At 61.2% G+C, this 16,180-nt stretch carries 19 protein-coding genes; 7 read left to right on the top strand and 12 right to left on the bottom strand.

Going from position 1 to position 16,180, the window contains the following annotated elements; all coding sequences use genetic code 11:
- Positions 1 to 87 precede the first annotated feature (87 nt).
- On the top strand, positions 88 to 633 hold the full coding sequence (locus VVD49_RS20200; RefSeq protein ID WP_327601036.1) for a lipocalin family protein: 546 nt from the start codon (positions 88 to 90) through the stop codon (positions 631 to 633).
- On the top strand, positions 630 to 1,535 hold the full coding sequence (locus tag VVD49_RS20195; RefSeq protein ID WP_327601035.1) for an alpha/beta hydrolase: 906 nt from the start codon (positions 630 to 632) through the stop codon (positions 1,533 to 1,535). The genes VVD49_RS20200 and VVD49_RS20195 overlap by 4 nt, the downstream gene beginning before the upstream one ends.
- A 36-nt stretch (positions 1,536 to 1,571) precedes the next feature.
- Here the strand turns inward: VVD49_RS20195 and VVD49_RS20190 are convergent, their stop codons facing one another.
- The 8 genes from VVD49_RS20190 to VVD49_RS20155 form a co-directional block, all read right to left on the bottom strand.
- Positions 1,572 to 1,925, bottom strand: a complete 354-nt coding sequence (locus VVD49_RS20190) for a hypothetical protein (protein ID WP_327601034.1) — start codon at positions 1,923 to 1,925, stop codon at positions 1,572 to 1,574.
- 191 nt (positions 1,926 to 2,116) lie between these two features.
- A complete protein-coding gene (locus tag VVD49_RS20185) occupies positions 2,117 to 2,647 on the bottom strand; it encodes a DUF1697 domain-containing protein (protein ID WP_327601033.1) in 531 nt (176 codons plus the stop codon).
- A gap of 56 nt (positions 2,648 to 2,703) precedes the next feature.
- Entirely contained in the window at positions 2,704 to 3,168 is a 465-nt protein-coding gene (locus VVD49_RS20180; protein ID WP_327601103.1) for a nucleotidyltransferase family protein, read from the bottom strand.
- A 155-nt stretch (positions 3,169 to 3,323) separates the two neighbouring features.
- Positions 3,324 to 3,626, bottom strand: coding sequence for a YciI-like protein (locus VVD49_RS20175; protein WP_327601032.1), 303 nt, complete (start codon positions 3,624 to 3,626; stop codon positions 3,324 to 3,326).
- A gap of 70 nt (positions 3,627 to 3,696) precedes the next feature.
- A complete protein-coding gene (locus tag VVD49_RS20170) occupies positions 3,697 to 4,914 on the bottom strand; it encodes an ABC transporter permease (protein WP_327601031.1) in 1,218 nt (405 codons plus the stop codon).
- The gene (locus VVD49_RS20165) at positions 4,914 to 5,633 is read right to left on the bottom strand and encodes an ABC transporter ATP-binding protein (RefSeq protein ID WP_327601030.1); all 720 of its coding nucleotides are present in this window, start codon (positions 5,631 to 5,633) and stop codon (positions 4,914 to 4,916) included. The genes VVD49_RS20170 and VVD49_RS20165 overlap by 1 nt, the downstream gene beginning before the upstream one ends.
- 9 nt (positions 5,634 to 5,642) lie before the next feature.
- Positions 5,643 to 6,980: an efflux RND transporter periplasmic adaptor subunit gene (locus tag VVD49_RS20160; protein WP_327601029.1), complete on the bottom strand. Its 1,338-nt coding sequence runs from the start codon at positions 6,978 to 6,980 to the stop codon at positions 5,643 to 5,645.
- 24 nt (positions 6,981 to 7,004) lie between these two features.
- Positions 7,005 to 8,480 (bottom strand): efflux transporter outer membrane subunit, encoded by a 1,476-nt coding sequence (locus VVD49_RS20155; protein WP_327601028.1) that lies wholly within the window; start codon positions 8,478 to 8,480, stop codon positions 7,005 to 7,007.
- A gap of 222 nt (positions 8,481 to 8,702) precedes the next feature.
- Between VVD49_RS20155 and VVD49_RS20150 the strand changes: the two genes are divergently transcribed.
- From VVD49_RS20150 to VVD49_RS20130, 5 genes are all read left to right on the top strand, one after another.
- A complete protein-coding gene (locus VVD49_RS20150) occupies positions 8,703 to 10,379 on the top strand; it encodes a CTP synthase (RefSeq protein WP_327601027.1) in 1,677 nt (558 codons plus the stop codon).
- 82 nt (positions 10,380 to 10,461) lie between these two features.
- Complete coding sequence (locus tag VVD49_RS20145; RefSeq protein ID WP_327601026.1) at positions 10,462 to 10,752, top strand: Dabb family protein; 291 nt, start codon at positions 10,462 to 10,464, stop codon at positions 10,750 to 10,752.
- 116 nt (positions 10,753 to 10,868) lie between these two features.
- Positions 10,869 to 12,158 carry a phosphopyruvate hydratase gene (gene eno / locus VVD49_RS20140; RefSeq protein ID WP_327601025.1) on the top strand — a complete coding sequence of 430 codons (1,290 nt, stop codon included), beginning with the start codon at positions 10,869 to 10,871 and terminating at the stop codon, positions 12,156 to 12,158.
- Positions 12,159 to 12,302: 144 nt separating this feature from the next.
- On the top strand, positions 12,303 to 12,605 hold the full coding sequence (gene ftsB, locus VVD49_RS20135; protein ID WP_327601024.1) for a cell division protein FtsB: 303 nt from the start codon (positions 12,303 to 12,305) through the stop codon (positions 12,603 to 12,605).
- 13 nt (positions 12,606 to 12,618) lie between these two features.
- A complete protein-coding gene (locus VVD49_RS20130; RefSeq protein ID WP_327601023.1) occupies positions 12,619 to 13,086 on the top strand; it encodes a GNAT family N-acetyltransferase in 468 nt (155 codons plus the stop codon).
- On the opposite strand, the gene VVD49_RS20125 is transcribed toward VVD49_RS20130, so the two are convergent.
- The 4 genes from VVD49_RS20125 to VVD49_RS20110 form a co-directional block, all read right to left on the bottom strand.
- The gene (locus VVD49_RS20125; RefSeq protein WP_327601022.1) at positions 13,077 to 13,796 is read right to left on the bottom strand and encodes a UDP-2,3-diacylglucosamine diphosphatase; all 720 of its coding nucleotides are present in this window, start codon (positions 13,794 to 13,796) and stop codon (positions 13,077 to 13,079) included. The genes VVD49_RS20130 and VVD49_RS20125 overlap by 10 nt on opposite strands.
- Positions 13,797 to 13,896: 100 nt before the next feature.
- On the bottom strand, positions 13,897 to 14,391 hold the full coding sequence (locus VVD49_RS20120; protein ID WP_327601021.1) for a peptidylprolyl isomerase: 495 nt from the start codon (positions 14,389 to 14,391) through the stop codon (positions 13,897 to 13,899).
- A gap of 45 nt (positions 14,392 to 14,436) precedes the next feature.
- Positions 14,437 to 15,057, bottom strand: a complete 621-nt coding sequence (locus VVD49_RS20115; RefSeq protein WP_327601020.1) for a peptidylprolyl isomerase — start codon at positions 15,055 to 15,057, stop codon at positions 14,437 to 14,439.
- Positions 15,054 to 16,169, bottom strand: a complete 1,116-nt coding sequence (locus VVD49_RS20110; protein WP_327601019.1) for a L,D-transpeptidase family protein — start codon at positions 16,167 to 16,169, stop codon at positions 15,054 to 15,056. The genes VVD49_RS20115 and VVD49_RS20110 overlap by 4 nt, the downstream gene beginning before the upstream one ends.
- Positions 16,170 to 16,180: the final 11 nt, after the last annotated feature.

Below are 16,180 nucleotides of genomic sequence, written 5' to 3'. Positions count from 1 at the left end.
AAGAGTCTTCCGGCGCCCCAGCTGACCAGCATCAGGAATGAATAGTGCGAAAGCGCTGCTGACAAACATCGCTTGAGAAAGCAGACCATGCTCAAGAGAAACTGGAAACATTCCCTCGCCGCGACGACCTGCCTGTGCATTCTCAGCGCCTGCCAGACGACGCCCTCCAGGCCGCTGCCGCTCGCAAAGCAGGTTGACCTGCCGCGCTTCATGGGCGGCTGGTACGTCATCGCTGCCATCCCGACAATGTTCGAGAAGGGGGCGCACAATCCGATGGATCACTACGTGCTCGAACCGGACGGCAGCATCACCACGACCTATACCTTCAACGCCGACAGCTTCGACGGCAAGGCCAAGTCGTATCAATCACGCGGCTATGTACTCGACCCCAGCAATGCCATTTGGGGCCAGCAGTATGTCTGGCCCTTCAAGGCTGACTATCGTATCTCGTATGTCTCCCCGGACTATTCGCAGACCATCGTCGCGCGCGAGAAGCGCGACTATGTGTGGATCATGGCGCGCACGCCGAGCATTCCTGACGCCGATTACCAGCTTCTCGTGAAGATGGTGGGTGAGCAGGGCTACGATGTCAGCCTGCTGCAGAAGGCGCTACAGCGAGCGCCGCAGAAATGAGTCGCTGGATACTTCTGGCCGGCACGTTGCTCATGACTTCTGCGTGCTCATCCATCTCCATCGTCAATGGCGTGACCCCCCGCAGCGGCTACACGCTCACCCCGGATGTGGCCTACGGTGACGGTCCACGCATGAAGCTGGATGTCTATGCGCCGGACAAGGCCGACCCATCCGGCAAACCTGCGCCGGTGGTGGTCTTCTTCTACGGAGGCAACTGGCGTGAAGGTGATCGGGCCGACTATCGCTTCCTCGCCGCGCCGCTGGCCGCGCGAGGCATCGTGGTCGTGGTGCCGGACTATCGCCTGTATCCCGAAGTCGAATACCCGGAGTTCCTCAAGGACTCGGCCAAGGCAGTCGCCTGGACGCTGCGCGAGGTGTCGAAGTACGGCGGCGATCCGTCGAATGTGTTCGTCATGGGCCACAGCGCGGGGGCCTACAACGCGGCCATGATGGCGTATGACCCGCGCTGGCTGGGGGCGGAGAAGATATCGCCGGGCGTGCTGGCCGGTTTCGTCGGTCTCGCCGGCCCCTACAACTTCCTGCCGATCCAGTCGCCCGACACCAAGCCCGTCTTCGACTGGCCGAACACGCCTGCGTCCTCGCAGCCGATCACGCACGTCGCACCGACAGCGCCGCACGCCTTGCTGATTGCGCCCGGTCCGGGCAAGGACAAGATCGTCGATCCCGAGATCAACACCGAGCGCATGGCCGACGCGTTACGCAAGAACAATATCGGGGTCGAGGTGAAGCGCTACGACAGCCTCAATCACTACACCACGGCCGGCGCATTCGCCTGGCCGCTGCGCTGGCTGGCGCCCGTGTTGCAGGACGTCAGTAACTTTGTGAAGCTGCCCGCGAGCACGGCGCGGGCAGTACAACTGGAGTCTGGTGCAAGCCGGTAAGGCCCGGTCGTGCCAGTGAGGTGTGTCAGGCTGCGCTCACTCGGCTGGCGAGCCCACCCACTTGCCCTGCTGTTTGCAGAACAGGTACTCGCCCTCCATTTTCTGGGTTTTGTACTTGTTGGTAATGAGAGTCGTGCGGCAGCCCTTTTTATTGATCTCGCGCGCAACGATCTCGATGCTGCCGCCGGCGCCCTTGCTGGCATCTCCCCAGTTGCTGACCGCGCCATCCGGCGATTCGTCGAGCGCCTTGAAGAGCGTCGTCGTGAAGAGATTCATGTCGGCCTTGGTGTAGCGGCTCATCGGGCTGCCCTTGAGAAAGCCGTAACCGGCGGCAAACGCCGACGAGGTAAGCGCGCTACCGAGAATCAATACAAAAAGCTTCTTTTTCATGATCATGTCCTTGAAGGGCCGGGCGTGGATGCGTATTGGAACGAGGGCAGAGTATGCATTCTCGCTGGCGAGTCCGCCACGGCAGCGGCGCGACATCTTCCATTTGTCTGCGTGCGATCCCGGAAAAACTTGCGCGTCATCCTGGCGATGGCCCGGCTGCCAAGCCTGGCTCCCGTGAGCGGTGAAGAAACTCAGGCAGGACAGAGCGCCGCCAGCTTGCGCACCGTATTCATGCCGCGAAAGGTCGCCGGTATACGCAGCTTGCGTTCGAACAGCGCGTTCGAGAATTTCGAATCGCTCTGCTTCGTCTTGCACAGCCAATACACCTCGCGACCATGCGAGCGGAAATCGTCGATGTCCGTGCGCAGACTCATGAGCGTCTCCAGCTCATTTTCATCCAGAGGTGCGTGCAGGAAGGCCACATTCAGCGCCTCGGCAGAAGCTGCCGCCTTGTCGTTGAACGCCGCAATCGCAGCTAGCTCGGCAGGCGTGCGCAGGAAGGTTGAGACTTCGTGGCCGAGTGCGGATTCGAGATGCACCTCGATCTTGCGCCGCAACGCCTCCTCGGCGCTCGTACCCGCATCGAAAATCACATTGCCGCTGGCGATATAGGTCTCGACATTGGCGCAGCCGATCGATTCAAAATGCGCGCGCAGGGCCTCCATCTTCACGATGCGGCCGCCGACATTGATCGCGCGGAGAAGGGCGATGTATTTCTGCATGGGTTCGATCTCCTGTTGCCGCCACGCCGCATGGCACCGGATCGAAACGAACCCGCTCAGGCTGGCACTACAGTCACCATAGGCCAACGTTCGGAATAACGCTTCTTTTCAATGCGTTGGCGATAGGTGTCCACGGTGGCCCGCACCGGGTTGTGGCGGATGATGATGCCGAACAGGTCGCCCAGCCCATGCGGCGCGATCACTTCAATGTTGTCGTTCGCTTTCAGCGTGAGCCCCACGCAGGTCACGTACTCGGGCCAAGACGCGACCGCCTCTTCGAGCGACAGCAAGGGCGCGGCCGGATAGCCGAAATATTCCTCGAACCATTCGTGGACGCGTGCCTGGTTGGTCACTTCCCATGGCAGGTCCGGCTGTATCGCCGCCAGTCTTGTTTGCAAGCGGACATCCTCGTCGGCTATTGCCGATGCGTCGAAGTAAGCAACATCGACATCCGGCAAGGCCGAGCGATGTGTGCCATGCAGGGCGTCCCAGACGAGATTGCGCACTGCGCCGGCCCCGATGCACTACGAGCTCAGACCTAACTCACGTACGGCATGCAGGGCCGACATGAACCATGTGGATTGGCGGGCGATGTCGATGAGGCGTTGTTCGGTTGCGGACAGGTGCACGTGATGGATGAGCAGGGTATGGAAGCGCTGACGGCGTCGGGATGATGTCAGTCGACGCTTGCCGGGTTCGATGCTGTCGGCCCGACGACCGTATGCCAGGGCTTCACATGCCAGCTTGTGACCAGGCCATTGACAACGTAGGGGTCACTTTCGGCAAATGCTTGAGGAATATCCGGCGAAGCCGCGCTGAACAAGAGAACGGCACTATCAACGGGTTCGCCGGCAGCACCGCCAAGAAGCAACTCACCTCGCTTGACGGCGGCTTGGGCGTGAGCGAGATGCTCTGCACGAAATGCAACCCTGCGCGCTACATACTCGGGAACTGTCTCGTAGATCAAAAGGAAATGCATTCAGGGCTTCTCAGTGGTGGGTCGTCCCGACAAGCAGGACTTTATCTGCCAGAAAAGTCGGGCAGAGAACTTACTCGTGCCTCAACGCCTCAATCGGATCCAGCCGCGCCGCACGTTTCGCCGGCATGAAGCCGAACAAGACCCCAATCCCCGCCGAGAAACCAAACGCCAGCAAGTTGATGAACGGGTCGAACTGGTAGGGCAGTTGCATGACGTTGGAGAGGCCGATGGAGGCGACCAGCGATAGTGCGATGCCGATGGCGCCGCCGAGTGATGAGAGCACGACGGCTTCGACGAGGAATTGCCACAGCACTTCACGCTCGAGCGCGCCGATGGCTAGGCGCGTACCGATCTCGCGCGTTCTCTCGGTCACCGACACCAGCATGATGTTCATGATGCCGATGCCGCCGACGAGCAGGCTCACTGCGGCAACTGCGCCGAGCAGGGCGGTGAGGATCTGCGTGGTGCTGGAGAGGGTCTGCGCGATCTGCTTGGTGTCGATGAGCTGGAAGTTGTCGCTCTGCGTGCTCTGCAGGTTGCGGCGCTGGCGCATGAGGGCGGTGATGTCCTGCGTCACTTCATCCGTGTCGTAGCCATCCTTGGCCGAGATGTAGATGGTCGGGATTTCCTGCGAGCTGCTGGCGCCCCATACGCGACGCAGAAGCGTCTTGAGCGGCATGAGGATGACGTCGTCCTGGTCGTTGCCGAAGCCACCCTGACCTTTGGATTTGAGCGTGCCGATGACTTCGCAGGTGAGGGCGCGGAAGCGCATCTTCTGGCCGATGGGGTCGTGCCCGGCGAAGAGCTTGGTGCGCAATGTGTCGCCGATGATGCACACGGCGCGCGCACCGGCTTGTTCGGCCTCGGAGAAGATGCGGCCGTCGGCGATCTCCCAGTTGGCGACGGTGAAGTAGTCGTTGGTGACACCGGTGGCCTGCGTGGTCCAGTTCTGCTGCAGGTAGACGGCGCTGCCGCCACGCAGGGCGCTGGGTGCGACGGCGCGCACACCGGCTATCTCGCGTTCGATGGCTTCGGCGTCGGCCAGTTTGAAATCAGGTGGCGAGGAACCGCCCGTACCCGCGCCGAAGCTGCGGTTGGGTCGCATGATGAGCAGATTGACGCCGAGGCTGGAGACCTGCTCCTGGATCGAACGCGTGGCGCCATTGCCGAGCGTCACCATGGTCACGACGGCGGCGACGCCGATGACGATGCCGAGCGTGGTGAGGAAGGCACGCATGATGTTGCGGCGGATCTCGCGGATGGCGAGGAGGAAGGCGTTCCACAGCATCAGTGGCCTCCCTCGTCAGCGGCAGCGTGTGCCTTGCCGTTCTGCTTGTCGTGCGCGACGAGTCCGTCGACGAAGTGCACGACGCGTCGCGCATATTCCGCCATGTCGGGTTCGTGCGTGACCATCAATATCGTGATGCCGCGCTCTACGTTCAGCTGGGTGAGCAGCTGCATGATTTCCACGCTACGTGCCGAGTCGAGATTGCCGGTCGGCTCATCAGCGAGCAGCACGCTCGGGTTAGTGGCGATGGCGCGTGCGATGGCGACGCGTTGCTGCTGGCCACCGGAAAGCTCGGCTGGTGTGTGGTGTTCCCAGCCAGTGAGGCCGACCGAGGCCAGTGCTTCTAGCGCCATGCGACGCCGCTCGCTCGGCGACACACCGCGGTAGAGCAGGGGCAGTTCGACATTCTCCTGCGCCGAGGTGCGATTGAGCAGGTTGAAGCCCTGGAAGACGAAGCCGAGGTAGTGACGTCGCAATAGCGCGCGCTGGTCACGGCTCAGGGTTTCGACGTGCGCGCCTTCAAAAATGTAGGCGCCGGTGCTGGGCGTGTCGAGGCAGCCAAGGATGTTCATGGCCGTCGACTTGCCCGAGCCGCTGGGGCCCATGACGGCGACGAACTCACCCTTGTCGATGCCGAGGTTCACGCCACGCAAAGCCTGCACGGCGGCCGTGCCCGTGCCGTAGGTCTTGGTGATGTCGCGGAATTCTAGGTAGCTCATGTGCGGGGCTCAGCGTGGCGCGCTGCTGCTCTGACCTGCTCTTGCGCCACCTTTGCCCGCGCCATTCTCGGCACGAATGATGACTTGCAGCCCCTCGGTCACACCCGTGCCGCTGATCTCGGTGTTACGGCCATCGGAGAGGCCGACGGTGACGATCTTCGCGACCGGCTTGCCTTCCTCCAGCACCCAGATGCGGCCAGGTGCGCCGCTAGCCTTGCGGCCGACTTGCGTGACTTCCTTGCCGCGCGCGTTGCGCAGATTGGGTGGAGCAGGGAACAGACTGGAGAGGATGCTCTTGTTGCCTGCTGCGCCTGATGCGTCTTGCGGCGGTGTGAAACGCAGCGCAGCGTTCGGTACGTAGAGCACGCCGTTGCGCTCGGCGACTTCGAGGTCAGCGGAAGCGGTCATGCCGGGGCGCAGGGTCAGCTCTTCGTTATTGACCTGCAGGATGGTCTCGTAACTCACGACGTTGTCGACCGTCTTCGAGCCGTAACGCACCTGGCGCACCTTGGCCTTGAATTTCTTGCCCGGCCAGGCGTCGACGGTGAAAGTTGCGGGCATGCCGTCATGCACCTGGCCGACATCGGCCTCGGCGACGGCGACGTTCAGGTCCATCTGCTTGAGGTCCTGCGCGATGGTGAACAGCACGGGTGCCGACAGGGACGCGGCGACGGTCTGGCCGGGGTCGACGCTGCGCACGAGCACGGTGCCGTCAATCGGCGAGCGGATGGTGGCCTTGGTGAGGTCGGTTTCGTTGATGTGCAGCGCGGCGCTGAACTGCGTGACGGAGGCTTCGCCCGCTGCGAGGGCGGCCTGCGTATTCTTCAGCTTGATGCGTGCGTCATCCAGCTCGCTGCCGGCCGGGAGCTGGCCATTGGAGAGCTGCGCGACTTTTTCGAGGCGCTCGAGCGCAGCCCGGGCCTGCTCAACGTCTGCGCGTGCCTGCAGCACCTTGGCCCGCAGGTTCTGGATATTGGCGCGGGTCTGCGCCATCTGGTCCTGCAGCTTGCTGGTGTTGAGGATGGCCAGAGGCTCTCCCTTCTTGACCTTGCTGTTGTAGTCCGCAAGGACCTCGGCGATGGTGCCGGAGAGCTCCGAGCTGATGTCGACCTTGGTTCTTGGCTGCAGCGTGCCCGTGGCGGTGACCGTGGAGGCGAGATCGCCACGTGTGACGGCGGCTGTCCTGAACTTCGGCGCTTCGCTGGAGCGGCTTGCCCAGATCAGCACAGCGCCTGCGAGGACGGCCAGCAGGACGAGGGCAATGACCGCCCAACGCAACCAGCGCCGCCGCGACTTGCCCGTGCCGGGGTTGAGGATGGTGTGGATGTCGGGATTCTTGTTCGTCATTTGTGTGTATGGATGGCTTGCAGCTTATTGAGCGCTATTCGTGTTCGCGGCGTTTGCCTGCCAGCCGCCGCCGAGGGCCTTGTAGAGCTGGATGAGCGTATTGGCGCGATCACCCTGCGCACCCGCCAGCAGTTCCTCCTGCGTCAGCTGCGTGCGTTGCGTATCGAGCTGGGTCAGCAAATCGGTCTGGCCGGCCTGGAAGCGGATCGTTGCCAGCCTTGCCGCTTCGCGCGCAGCATCCACGGCGCCCTGCAGTACTTGCAGGCGCTCGCTGCTGCGCACCCAGGCGTTGAGCGCTTTCTCCACGTCGTTCAAGGCCTGATTGACGGTCTGGCGGTAGGCGATGAGAGTCTGCTCCTGAACGGCGGACTGGATCTCGATGTTCTGCGTTATGCGCCCCGCATCGAAGATCGGTGCAGCCAGACCGGCGACGAGACTATTGGTGAGAATGTCGCCACTCAGCAGGCCGCCGAGAGACAGGGCTTCGGCACCGATGCTGCCGCTCAGCTTGAGGCTGGGGTAACGCGCGGCTTCGGCAACGCCGATCTGCGCGGTCTGCGCCGCGAGTCGGCGCTCGGCCGCCATGACGTCCGGGCGCTGCCGTAAGGTGTCGGCGGGAATGCCGACGGCAATCGTCGCGGGTGGCATGGGCAGGCTGCCCTCGGGCAACAGTGCTTCCACCTCGGTGCGCGACAGGCCGAGCAGCAAGGCCAGGGTCAGCTTGTCGTCTTCGATGGCACGCACGAGGGCCGGCACAGTGGAGCGCGTCTGCTCGGCATTGCTGCGCGCCTGATTGACTTCGAGGCCTGAAACGAGTTGCGCCTGATTGCGCCACTCCGTCAGCTGCGTCGTCTGGTCGCGGCTGATCAGGTTGGCGCGTGCGACGGCGAGGCGGACCTGGTCGGTGCGCAAGGCGATGTAGTCGGTGGCGACCTCGGCCGCCAGCGACACGCGCGTGGCGTTCAGATCCGCTGCGGTTGCTGCGAGCGACGCGTCTGCGGCTTCGAGTGCGCGGCGCTGGCCGCCGAAGATGTCGATCTCCCAGCTGGCATCCAGCGAAGCGGAAAAGTTGTGAGAGCTGGTGTTCGTCGTGTCGGTGCGCGTGCCGTTCCGTGATGCGGAAAGCCCGCCGGAAACGTTCGGCGCGTCCTGAACGGATTGCAGGTTTCGCCGTGCGCGGGATTCGCGCAAGCGGGCCTGCGCCGTCTGTATGGTCGGGCTATTGCTCAGCGCGGTTTCGATGAGCTTGTCCAGTGTCGGATCGCCCAGCTGTTTCCACCATTGCGCCAGATGCGCGGCGTCGGCCTTGCCGGTGCCGTTCTTTGCGCCGGCATTGTTGTACCAGTCCGTCTGCGTGGGTTCGTCGGGGCGTTTGTAGTCCGGTCCGACCGTGCAGGCCGCCATCGAGAGGCAGGCCAGTGTCGGCAGGAACAAGGCAAAGCGCGGCGATGCAGCCAGCCAGCGACGCCCGGTGCGGGGTTTTGGAGTGCGTGTTTTCATGAGATGGAGCGCAGTATGCCGAGCTTCGCGAAACGCTGCACACCGGCTTCTGTAATTACTCGTAAGTGTTTGTTGCGATCGTCAAGATCCGCGCCACGACTGGCTGTTACGCCGATTTCCGTGCGCCGCGCAAGCCCTCCACCGGCCGATTCAATGCAACGCAGCAATTGAGCCAGACCCTGCCTCTGCGGTATCATCCGCATTTCCCCCAGTCGACTTCCCATGACCAAGTACGTATTCGTCACAGGCGGCGTCGTGTCCTCGCTAGGCAAGGGCATTGCGGCCGCGTCTCTGGGTGCCATTCTCGAATCCCGAGGCATCCGCGTTACCCATCTCAAGCTGGACCCCTACATCAATGTCGACCCCGGCACGATGAGTCCGTTCCAGCACGGCGAAGTTTTCGTGACCGAAGACGGCGCCGAGACCGATCTTGACCTTGGCCATTACGAGCGCTTCACCAGCGCCAAGATGACCAAGCGCAACAACTTCACCACCGGCCAGATCTACGACACCGTGATCCGCAAGGAACGTCGTGGCGAATATCTCGGCAAGACGGTGCAGGTCATTCCGCACATTACCGACGAAATCAAGGCCTCGATCAAGCGCGGTGGTGAAGGCGCAGACGTGGCTATCGTCGAAGTCGGCGGCACGGTCGGCGACATCGAGTCGCTGCCATTCCTTGAAGCCATCCGCCAGATGGGCATCCAGGAAGGCCGCAACAACACCTGCTTCATCCACCTTACGCTGTTGCCCTACATCGCGACCGCAGGCGAGCTGAAGACCAAGCCGACGCAACACTCGGTGAAGGATCTGCGCGAAATCGGTATCCAGCCCGACGTGCTGCTGTGCCGTTGCGATCGTCCGATGCCACTCGAAGAGCGCGGCAAGATCGCGTTGTTCTGTAACGTCATGCCTGAGGCCGTGATCGAAGTGATGGACTCTGACTCCATCTACAAGATTCCGGCCATGTTGCACGAACAGATGCTCGACGAGATCGTCTGTCACAAGCTGGCGATTCTCGCCAAGGCAGCCGATCTGAAGGTGTGGAACAAGATCGTGCATGCGCTGCAGAACCCGCAGCACGAAATCAAGGTCGCTTTCGTTGGCAAATATGTCGACCTGACCGAGTCCTACAAGTCGCTCATCGAAGCCATCAAGCATGCGGGTTTGCACACCCAGTGCAGCGTGAATATCCATTTCCTCGATTCGGAGAACATCGCGACCCATGGCACCGATGCGCTCAAGGACATGGATGCCATCCTCGTACCGGGTGGCTTCGGCGTACGCGGTACCGAAGGCAAGATCGCTGCGATCCGCTACGCGCGTGAGAACAAGGTGCCTTACCTCGGCATCTGTCTCGGCATGCAGCTCGCGACCATTGAATTCGCGCGCAATGTGGCCGGCCTGGAAGGCGCCAACAGCACCGAGTTCGATCCTGAAACGCCGCATCCTGTCGTTGCGCTGATCACCGAATGGCTGGATCGCGAAGGCAAGGTCGAGAAGCGTTCCGAGTCGTCGAACCTCGGCGGCACGATGCGTCTTGGCGCACAGAAGTGCCCGATCAAGACAGGCACGCTGGCCGCGAGCATCTATGGCAAGCAGGTCAACGAACGCCATCGTCATCGTTACGAAGTGAACAACACTTACGTACCGAAGCTGGAAGCTGCTGGCCTGATCATCTCGGCGCGTACGCCGACCGAAGATCTGCCGGAAATGATGGAGCTGCCGCAGACCGGCGAACATGCGCACCCATGGTTTGTCGGCGTGCAGTTCCACCCGGAGTTCACGTCGAATCCGCGCCAGGGTCATCCCTTGTTCATCGCTTACGTAAAGGCCGCGCTGGCACAACGCCAACCAGGTCTTTCAGACGCAGCGAGCGCGAGCAAGGTCAACGCCTGAGGCCGTATGCGGCAGGGCTCGCTGAGCCTTGCCGCAGGACGCCGATAACTCCGTTTTCCCGATTGATGAATAAGGCGCAGACATGATTACGCACGTCGTGCTCTTCAAATGGCGGGATGGCGTCACAGCGCAGAGTGAAGCGGCGCAGGCTCTTCATGCGGCTTTCCAGCTGTTGCCCGGTCAGATCGAAGAGATCTGCGACTGGCAATGTGGCTTCAACACTACTGCGGACGACAAGGCGTGGGACTACCTCCTGGTCTCGACTTTTCAGAGCCGCGAAGACCTGCACACCTATTTCGAACACCCAGCCCATGCCCGGGTTGTCGAGATGGCCGACCGGATTACCGAGTTAGGTTTCGGTGATCTGGAGTAAGACTCGACAAGCGTCAAGCAGGGGCAATACAAAACCGTTAAAATTCTCCCGTTGTGCGTCAGGAAGCCCCCTTTCCCGGCGCTATCGGTCAGATCACTGAAAAAAAGGAAACCAGAATGAGTGCGATTGTTGACGTTATTGCCCGTGAAATACTCGACTCCCGTGGCAACCCCACGGTTGAGGCCGATGTCCTGCTCGAATCCGGTGTCATGGGCCGCGCCGCCGTGCCGTCCGGTGCTTCCACCGGTACCCGCGAAGCCATCGAATTGCGTGACGGCGATGCCAAGCGCTACCTCGGCAAGGGCGTGCTCAAGGCAGTCGAAAACGTCAATACCGAAATCGTCGAATCGCTGATCGGCCTGGATGCCGAAGAGCAAGCCTTCATCGACAAGACCATGATCGAGCTGGACGGCACCGACAACAAGGGCCGCCTGGGCGCCAATGCGCTGCTGGCTGTGTCGATGGCCACCGCACGCGCTGCTGCTGAAGAAGCCGGCCTGCCGCTGTATCGCTACTTCGGTGGCTCGGGCCAGATGCAACTGCCTGTGCCGATGATGAACGTCATCAACGGCGGCGCGCACGCCAACAACAGCCTCGACTTCCAAGAATGCATGATTCTGCCCGTCGGCGTGACCAGCTTCCGCGAAGCCCTGCGTTGCGGCGCTGAAATTTTCCACGCGCTGAAGAAGATCGTCGACAAGAAGGGCTACCCGACGACCGTGGGCGACGAAGGTGGTTTTGCACCGAACGTCTCCGGCGCCAAGGAAGCGCTCGACATGATCATGGAAGCCATCACCAAGGCTGGCTACGACGCCGGCAAGGACGTGGTGCTGGGTCTGGACTGCGCTGCCTCGGAATACTTCAAGGACGGCAAGTACGAAATGCACGGCGAGAAGCTGTCGCTGACGCCGGCACAGAAGGTCGACTTCCTGGCCACGCTGGCTGACCAGTACCCGATCATCTCCATCGAAGACGGCATGGCCGAACAGGACTGGGACGGCTGGAAGCTGCTGACCGACCGCCTCGGCAAGAAGATCCAGCTGGTGGGCGACGACCTGTTCGTTACCAACACCAAGATCCTCAAGGAAGGCATCGACCGCGGCATCTGCAACTCTATCCTGATCAAGGTGAACCAGATCGGCACGCTGACCGAGACTTTCGCAGCTGTCGAAATGGCCAAGCGCGCAGGCTATACCTCCGTCATTTCGCATCGTTCCGGCGAAACAGAAGACAGCACCATCGCTGACATCGCTGTCGGTCTGTCGGCTGGTCAGATCAAGACCGGTTCGCTGTCGCGTTCGGATCGCGTTGCCAAGTACAACCAGATCCTGCGTATCGAAGAAGACCTCGGCGATACCGCGATCTACCCGGGTCGTGACGCTTTCTACAATCTGCGCCTGAAGTAATCCGCGCGGATTCTGCAAAGTGAGAAACGGGTCTGCCTGCGACAGTGGGCAGGCCCGTTTTACTTGTAACGCCACCTTGTCGGGTTTCGCGCGTTTTTCTTTCGGGTATCATCGCCGCGGACCCACTAATCGCTTCCTGTCTCTATGCGCTGGCCAATCCTGATCGTTCTCGCTTTACTGGCTGCGCTGCAGTATCCGCTGTGGATGGGCAAAGGCGGGTGGTGGCGCGTACAGGATTCGCGCGGGCAGCTCGAGTCGCTGCGTGAGGCCAATCAGAAGCTTGAGCAGCGCAATGCCAACGCTGCCGCGGAAGTGAAAGACCTGAAGTCCGGTTACGAAGCCATCGAAGAGCGCGCGCGCTTCGAGCTGGGCCTGGTCAAACCTGGCGAAGTTTTCGTACAGACGCCGGACATGCCTGCATCGTCTACGACTCCGGCACAGAAGTAAGCATCATCCTCGCATGCAAGTCCCCATCCGGTTGCGACCTGCCACGCTACAAGACGCCGAGCTGCTCCTGGCTTGGCGAAATGATCTGCAAACCCGGCTTGCGAGCCATGGCACGCATGAAATTCCGCTCGCCGAGCACTGGGCCTGGTTGGATCTGGTGTTAGCTGATCCAGCTCGTCGTTTGTTGATCGCGGAGCTGGACGATGTGCCTGTCGGCTCGATACGTGTCGATACGGCGTCGGACGATGTCGCGGAGCTGTCCTGGACCGTGGCGCCTTCGGCGCGTGGTCAGGGTGTGGGCACGCGCATGTTGATTGCGGCACTCAGTGAAGTGACCGGCAGCGTGCGCGCCGAGGTAAAAATCGGCAATGTGGCATCGATGAAAATGGCCGAGGCGGCCGGTCTGGTGTTGGTACGCGAGGAGCAGGGCGTGCTGCACTATCAGAAGTGCTTGAGCGGCCAGGCCCGCTCTCAGTCCTGACCGAAGCGGGTCAGGGCGCTTCCATCCCAGAGTAGTCCGCAGGCCTTGCCGTGCCAGTCGGGCAGCACGTAACGTACGCATTCGACGCCTTCCACCAGCATCGTGTGGGTGGCTGGCCTGTGTGTGTGCCCATGGATCATCCATTCCGCAGCATTCGCACGAAAGCTCTCGGCAATGGCGTCGGCATTGACGTCCATGATGCGCATGTCCTTGACCTGTTTGGAGGATTTGCTTTTTGATCGCAGGCCTCGTGCAATCTTGTGACGTACGCTGAGCGGCAGTGTCAGGAATATCTTCTGCCAGAGCGCGCTACGTACCCTCTTGCGGAATTTCTGGTAAGCGATGTCGTCCGTGCATTGCGCGTCGCCATGAACTAACAACGTGGTATGTCCGCCGAGGTCTAGCCGCGCAGGTTCGGCCACAATCTCCAGGCCGGCACGCTCGGCAAATCTCTTCCCGAGCAGGAAGTCGCGATTGCCGACCAGCAGATAGATCTTCGTCCCATTGGCACGCAGCGCGGCCAGAGCTTGTGCTATCCGTGCGTTGAAGGGAGTCTCGAGTTCGTCGTCGCCAGCCCAGTAGTTGAAGAGGTCACCAAGGATCCATAGCGCGTCGCTGGCGCGCGCCGGCCCGGCGAGAAAGTCGAGGAAAGCTTGCGCGGTCGCGGGCTCGTCTTCGTTCAGGTGCAGATCGGAGATGAAATGAATCACAGTGGCCGAAGTCGAGTTACGCAGCAGAGTTTTCCGGGGGTCTGGATGAACAACGCCGACACGAGGTCGGCGTTGGCATGCCTTGAGACAGTTACGACGATCAGCCGACGACTTCAGCTTTGTCGATGACGATGGCTTCGGCTGGCACGTCCTGATGGAAACCGCTACGGCCCGTCTTGACGGCCTTGATCTGGTTCACCACATCCATGCCTTCAACGACCTTGCCGAACACGCAGTAACCCCAGCCTTGCGCGGACTCGCTGCTGAAGTTGAGGAAGTCATTGTTCGAAACGTTGATGAAGAACTGCGCCGTTGCCGAATGCGGATCGGAAGTGCGTGCCATGGCGATGGTGCCGATCTCGTTCTTCAAGCCGTTGTTGGCTTCGTTCTTGATCTGACCTTGCGTAGGCTTCTGGCTCATGTCGGCATTCATGCCGCCGCCCTGGATCATGAAGTTGCTGATCACGCGGTGGAAAATGGTGCCGTCATAGTGGCCGGATTCGACGTAGGACAGGAAGTTCTTGACGGTCTCGGGTGCCTGTTCAGGAAACAGTTCGAGAGTGATATCGCCGAAGCGGGTTTGCAGCTTGACCATGGTGATGCTCCAGTAGGGATTGAAAATACGGAAAGGTGACGAGAATTACTTGGCGGCCGGGGTGGGTGCCGCGGGTGCCGCTGCCGGCGCAACGAGGCGTGCGCTCGTGATGACGATAGGCGTGGTAGGGACGTCGCTCATGCCGCCAGCTACTCCGGTCGGGATGCTTGCCATCTTGTTCACGACATCCATGCCTTCCACGACCTTGCCGAAGACTGTATAGCCCCAGCCCTGTGTTGTTTCTGCTGTGAAATTGAGGAAGCGGTTGTCGCTGAAGTTGATGAAGAACTGGGATGTCGCGGAGTGCGGATCCGGCGTGCGCGCCATGGCCACGCTACCCGGCACATTCCGCAGTCCATTCCGGGCTTCGTTCTCGACCGCCACACGTGTCGGCTTCTGCTGCATGTCCTTGGTGAAGCCGCCGCCCTGGGCCATGAAGCCCGGAATCACGCGGTGGAAAATGGTGCCGTCATAGTGCTTGTCTTCAACATACTTCAGGAAGTTGGCCACGGTCTTGGGGGCCTTCTCCGGGTAAAGCTCCAGCGTGAAGTTGCCGACGGTGGTTTCGAACTTCACACGGGGCGCGTCCGCTGCCTGGGCAATACCCAGGCTGAAAGCGAATGCGGTAAGACCGATCGTACGGACAAGTGCTTTGAAAAAACTCATGCTGTTCCCTCGTAAATGATTTTCCACTGGCCAGACTCCTTGATCCAGTACTGGCGTTTGCGTGAGACGTTACTGAGATTGTTGCTGCGATAATCCTGATCGAAGGTGACGACGACCATGTCCTGCGTGCCGGGGTTGCGCAGCATGCTCAGATCCTGCATCTGTACCTTGACCCAGGTCTTGCCGTCGGCGACGCGACGTTTTTGCGCAGCCCATGCAGCGAAACCACCATCGTTCGAGCGGAATTTGCTCGAATAGTGCTGCAGGTATTTCTCGACGTCGCGGCTTTCCCAGTCACGGCGCCAAGCTTCCATTTCCGCATTAAGGGCTTTGCGCTCGGCCTGCCAGTCATCGATTGATGACCACTCCATGCTGGAGCTGATGATCACGGGCGTGACGCCGATCTGCAAGAAGCTGGAGATCGTCGTCAGATCTTCGTTGGTCAGCACCACGCAACCTTCGGATGCTTTGGGCGGGCGCGAGTAGGTGTTCGACGGAACGCCATGCAACCAGATGCCGTGACCGTTGCGGCCGTTGATGCGATCCCATTCGTTGGGATAGTTGATGGGGAAAGCGCCCGCACCATAGAAATCGCCGAGTTTCGCGCGTGGAAGGTGAGAGGTGACGTGATAAACGCCGACCGGGGTGCGGTTGTCGCCTTCGCGTGTCTTCTCCGCACCTTCCTTGCCTTGCGTGATGTAGTAGTCGGCCACGAAGCTCGGGCGCCCTTTGTCGTTGCGGTACAGGTACAGGCGCGAGCGCTGTGTATCGACAACAACGGCGTACTTCTGGTCTTCGGGCATCTGCAGCAGGTAGCGAGGCACGACAGCCTGCTGCGGGCGATTGGTGTAGCCCCGGATGCGTGCAATAGCTTCGTCACGCAGATCCGAGATGCGGCCCGCGGGCGCGTCGGAGGCGCCGCCGAAACTGCGCAGAGGCGCTGTGCGAGCGGTCAGCAGATCGCCGCGAATCAGGTGAGCCAGGCGAAAGTTGGGGTAGAGCTTGAGCAGGTTCTCTGTGCGGGCGAGCGCGGCATCAAGCTTGTTGTCATTGATGTCGCGCATGACCAGTGAAATGGTTGCATCTGCGCCGGCGTCAGAGACCCCGGCCATGATGCTGCCAG

Origin of the sequence: Uliginosibacterium silvisoli, assembly GCF_036017035.1 — a bacterium.
GTDB lineage: Bacteria > Pseudomonadota > Gammaproteobacteria > Burkholderiales > Rhodocyclaceae > Viridibacterium > Viridibacterium silvisoli.
Note: the sequence above shows the minus strand (reverse complement) of the source record. Positions and strands in the feature narration are given on the sequence as shown.

Bases quoted from the DNA above. Each gene is read 5' to 3' on its own strand.
- VVD49_RS20200 (WP_327601036.1), top strand. From the start codon at position 88: ATGCTCAAGAGAAACTGGAAACATTCCCTCGCCGCGACGACCTGCCTG.
- VVD49_RS20195 (WP_327601035.1), top strand. From the start codon at position 630: ATGAGTCGCTGGATACTTCTGGCCGGCACGTTGCTCATGACTTCTGCG.
- VVD49_RS20190 (WP_327601034.1), bottom strand. From the start codon at position 1,925: ATGAAAAAGAAGCTTTTTGTATTGATTCTCGGTAGCGCGCTTACCTCG.
- VVD49_RS20185 (WP_327601033.1), bottom strand. From the start codon at position 2,647: ATGCAGAAATACATCGCCCTTCTCCGCGCGATCAATGTCGGCGGCCGC.
- VVD49_RS20175 (WP_327601032.1), bottom strand. From the start codon at position 3,626: ATGCATTTCCTTTTGATCTACGAGACAGTTCCCGAGTATGTAGCGCGC.
- VVD49_RS20170 (WP_327601031.1), bottom strand. From the start codon at position 4,914: ATGCTGTGGAACGCCTTCCTCCTCGCCATCCGCGAGATCCGCCGCAAC.
- VVD49_RS20165 (WP_327601030.1), bottom strand. From the start codon at position 5,633: ATGAGCTACCTAGAATTCCGCGACATCACCAAGACCTACGGCACGGGC.
- VVD49_RS20160 (WP_327601029.1), bottom strand. From the start codon at position 6,980: ATGACGAACAAGAATCCCGACATCCACACCATCCTCAACCCCGGCACG.
- VVD49_RS20155 (WP_327601028.1), bottom strand. From the start codon at position 8,480: ATGAAAACACGCACTCCAAAACCCCGCACCGGGCGTCGCTGGCTGGCT.
- VVD49_RS20150 (WP_327601027.1), top strand. From the start codon at position 8,703: ATGACCAAGTACGTATTCGTCACAGGCGGCGTCGTGTCCTCGCTAGGC.
- VVD49_RS20145 (WP_327601026.1), top strand. From the start codon at position 10,462: ATGATTACGCACGTCGTGCTCTTCAAATGGCGGGATGGCGTCACAGCG.
- eno (WP_327601025.1), top strand. From the start codon at position 10,869: ATGAGTGCGATTGTTGACGTTATTGCCCGTGAAATACTCGACTCCCGT.
- ftsB (WP_327601024.1), top strand. From the start codon at position 12,303: ATGCGCTGGCCAATCCTGATCGTTCTCGCTTTACTGGCTGCGCTGCAG.
- VVD49_RS20130 (WP_327601023.1), top strand. From the start codon at position 12,619: ATGCAAGTCCCCATCCGGTTGCGACCTGCCACGCTACAAGACGCCGAG.
- VVD49_RS20120 (WP_327601021.1), bottom strand. From the start codon at position 14,391: ATGGTCAAGCTGCAAACCCGCTTCGGCGATATCACTCTCGAACTGTTT.
- VVD49_RS20115 (WP_327601020.1), bottom strand. From the start codon at position 15,057: ATGAGTTTTTTCAAAGCACTTGTCCGTACGATCGGTCTTACCGCATTC.
- VVD49_RS20110 (WP_327601019.1), bottom strand. From the start codon at position 16,169: ATGGCCGGGGTCTCTGACGCCGGCGCAGATGCAACCATTTCACTGGTC.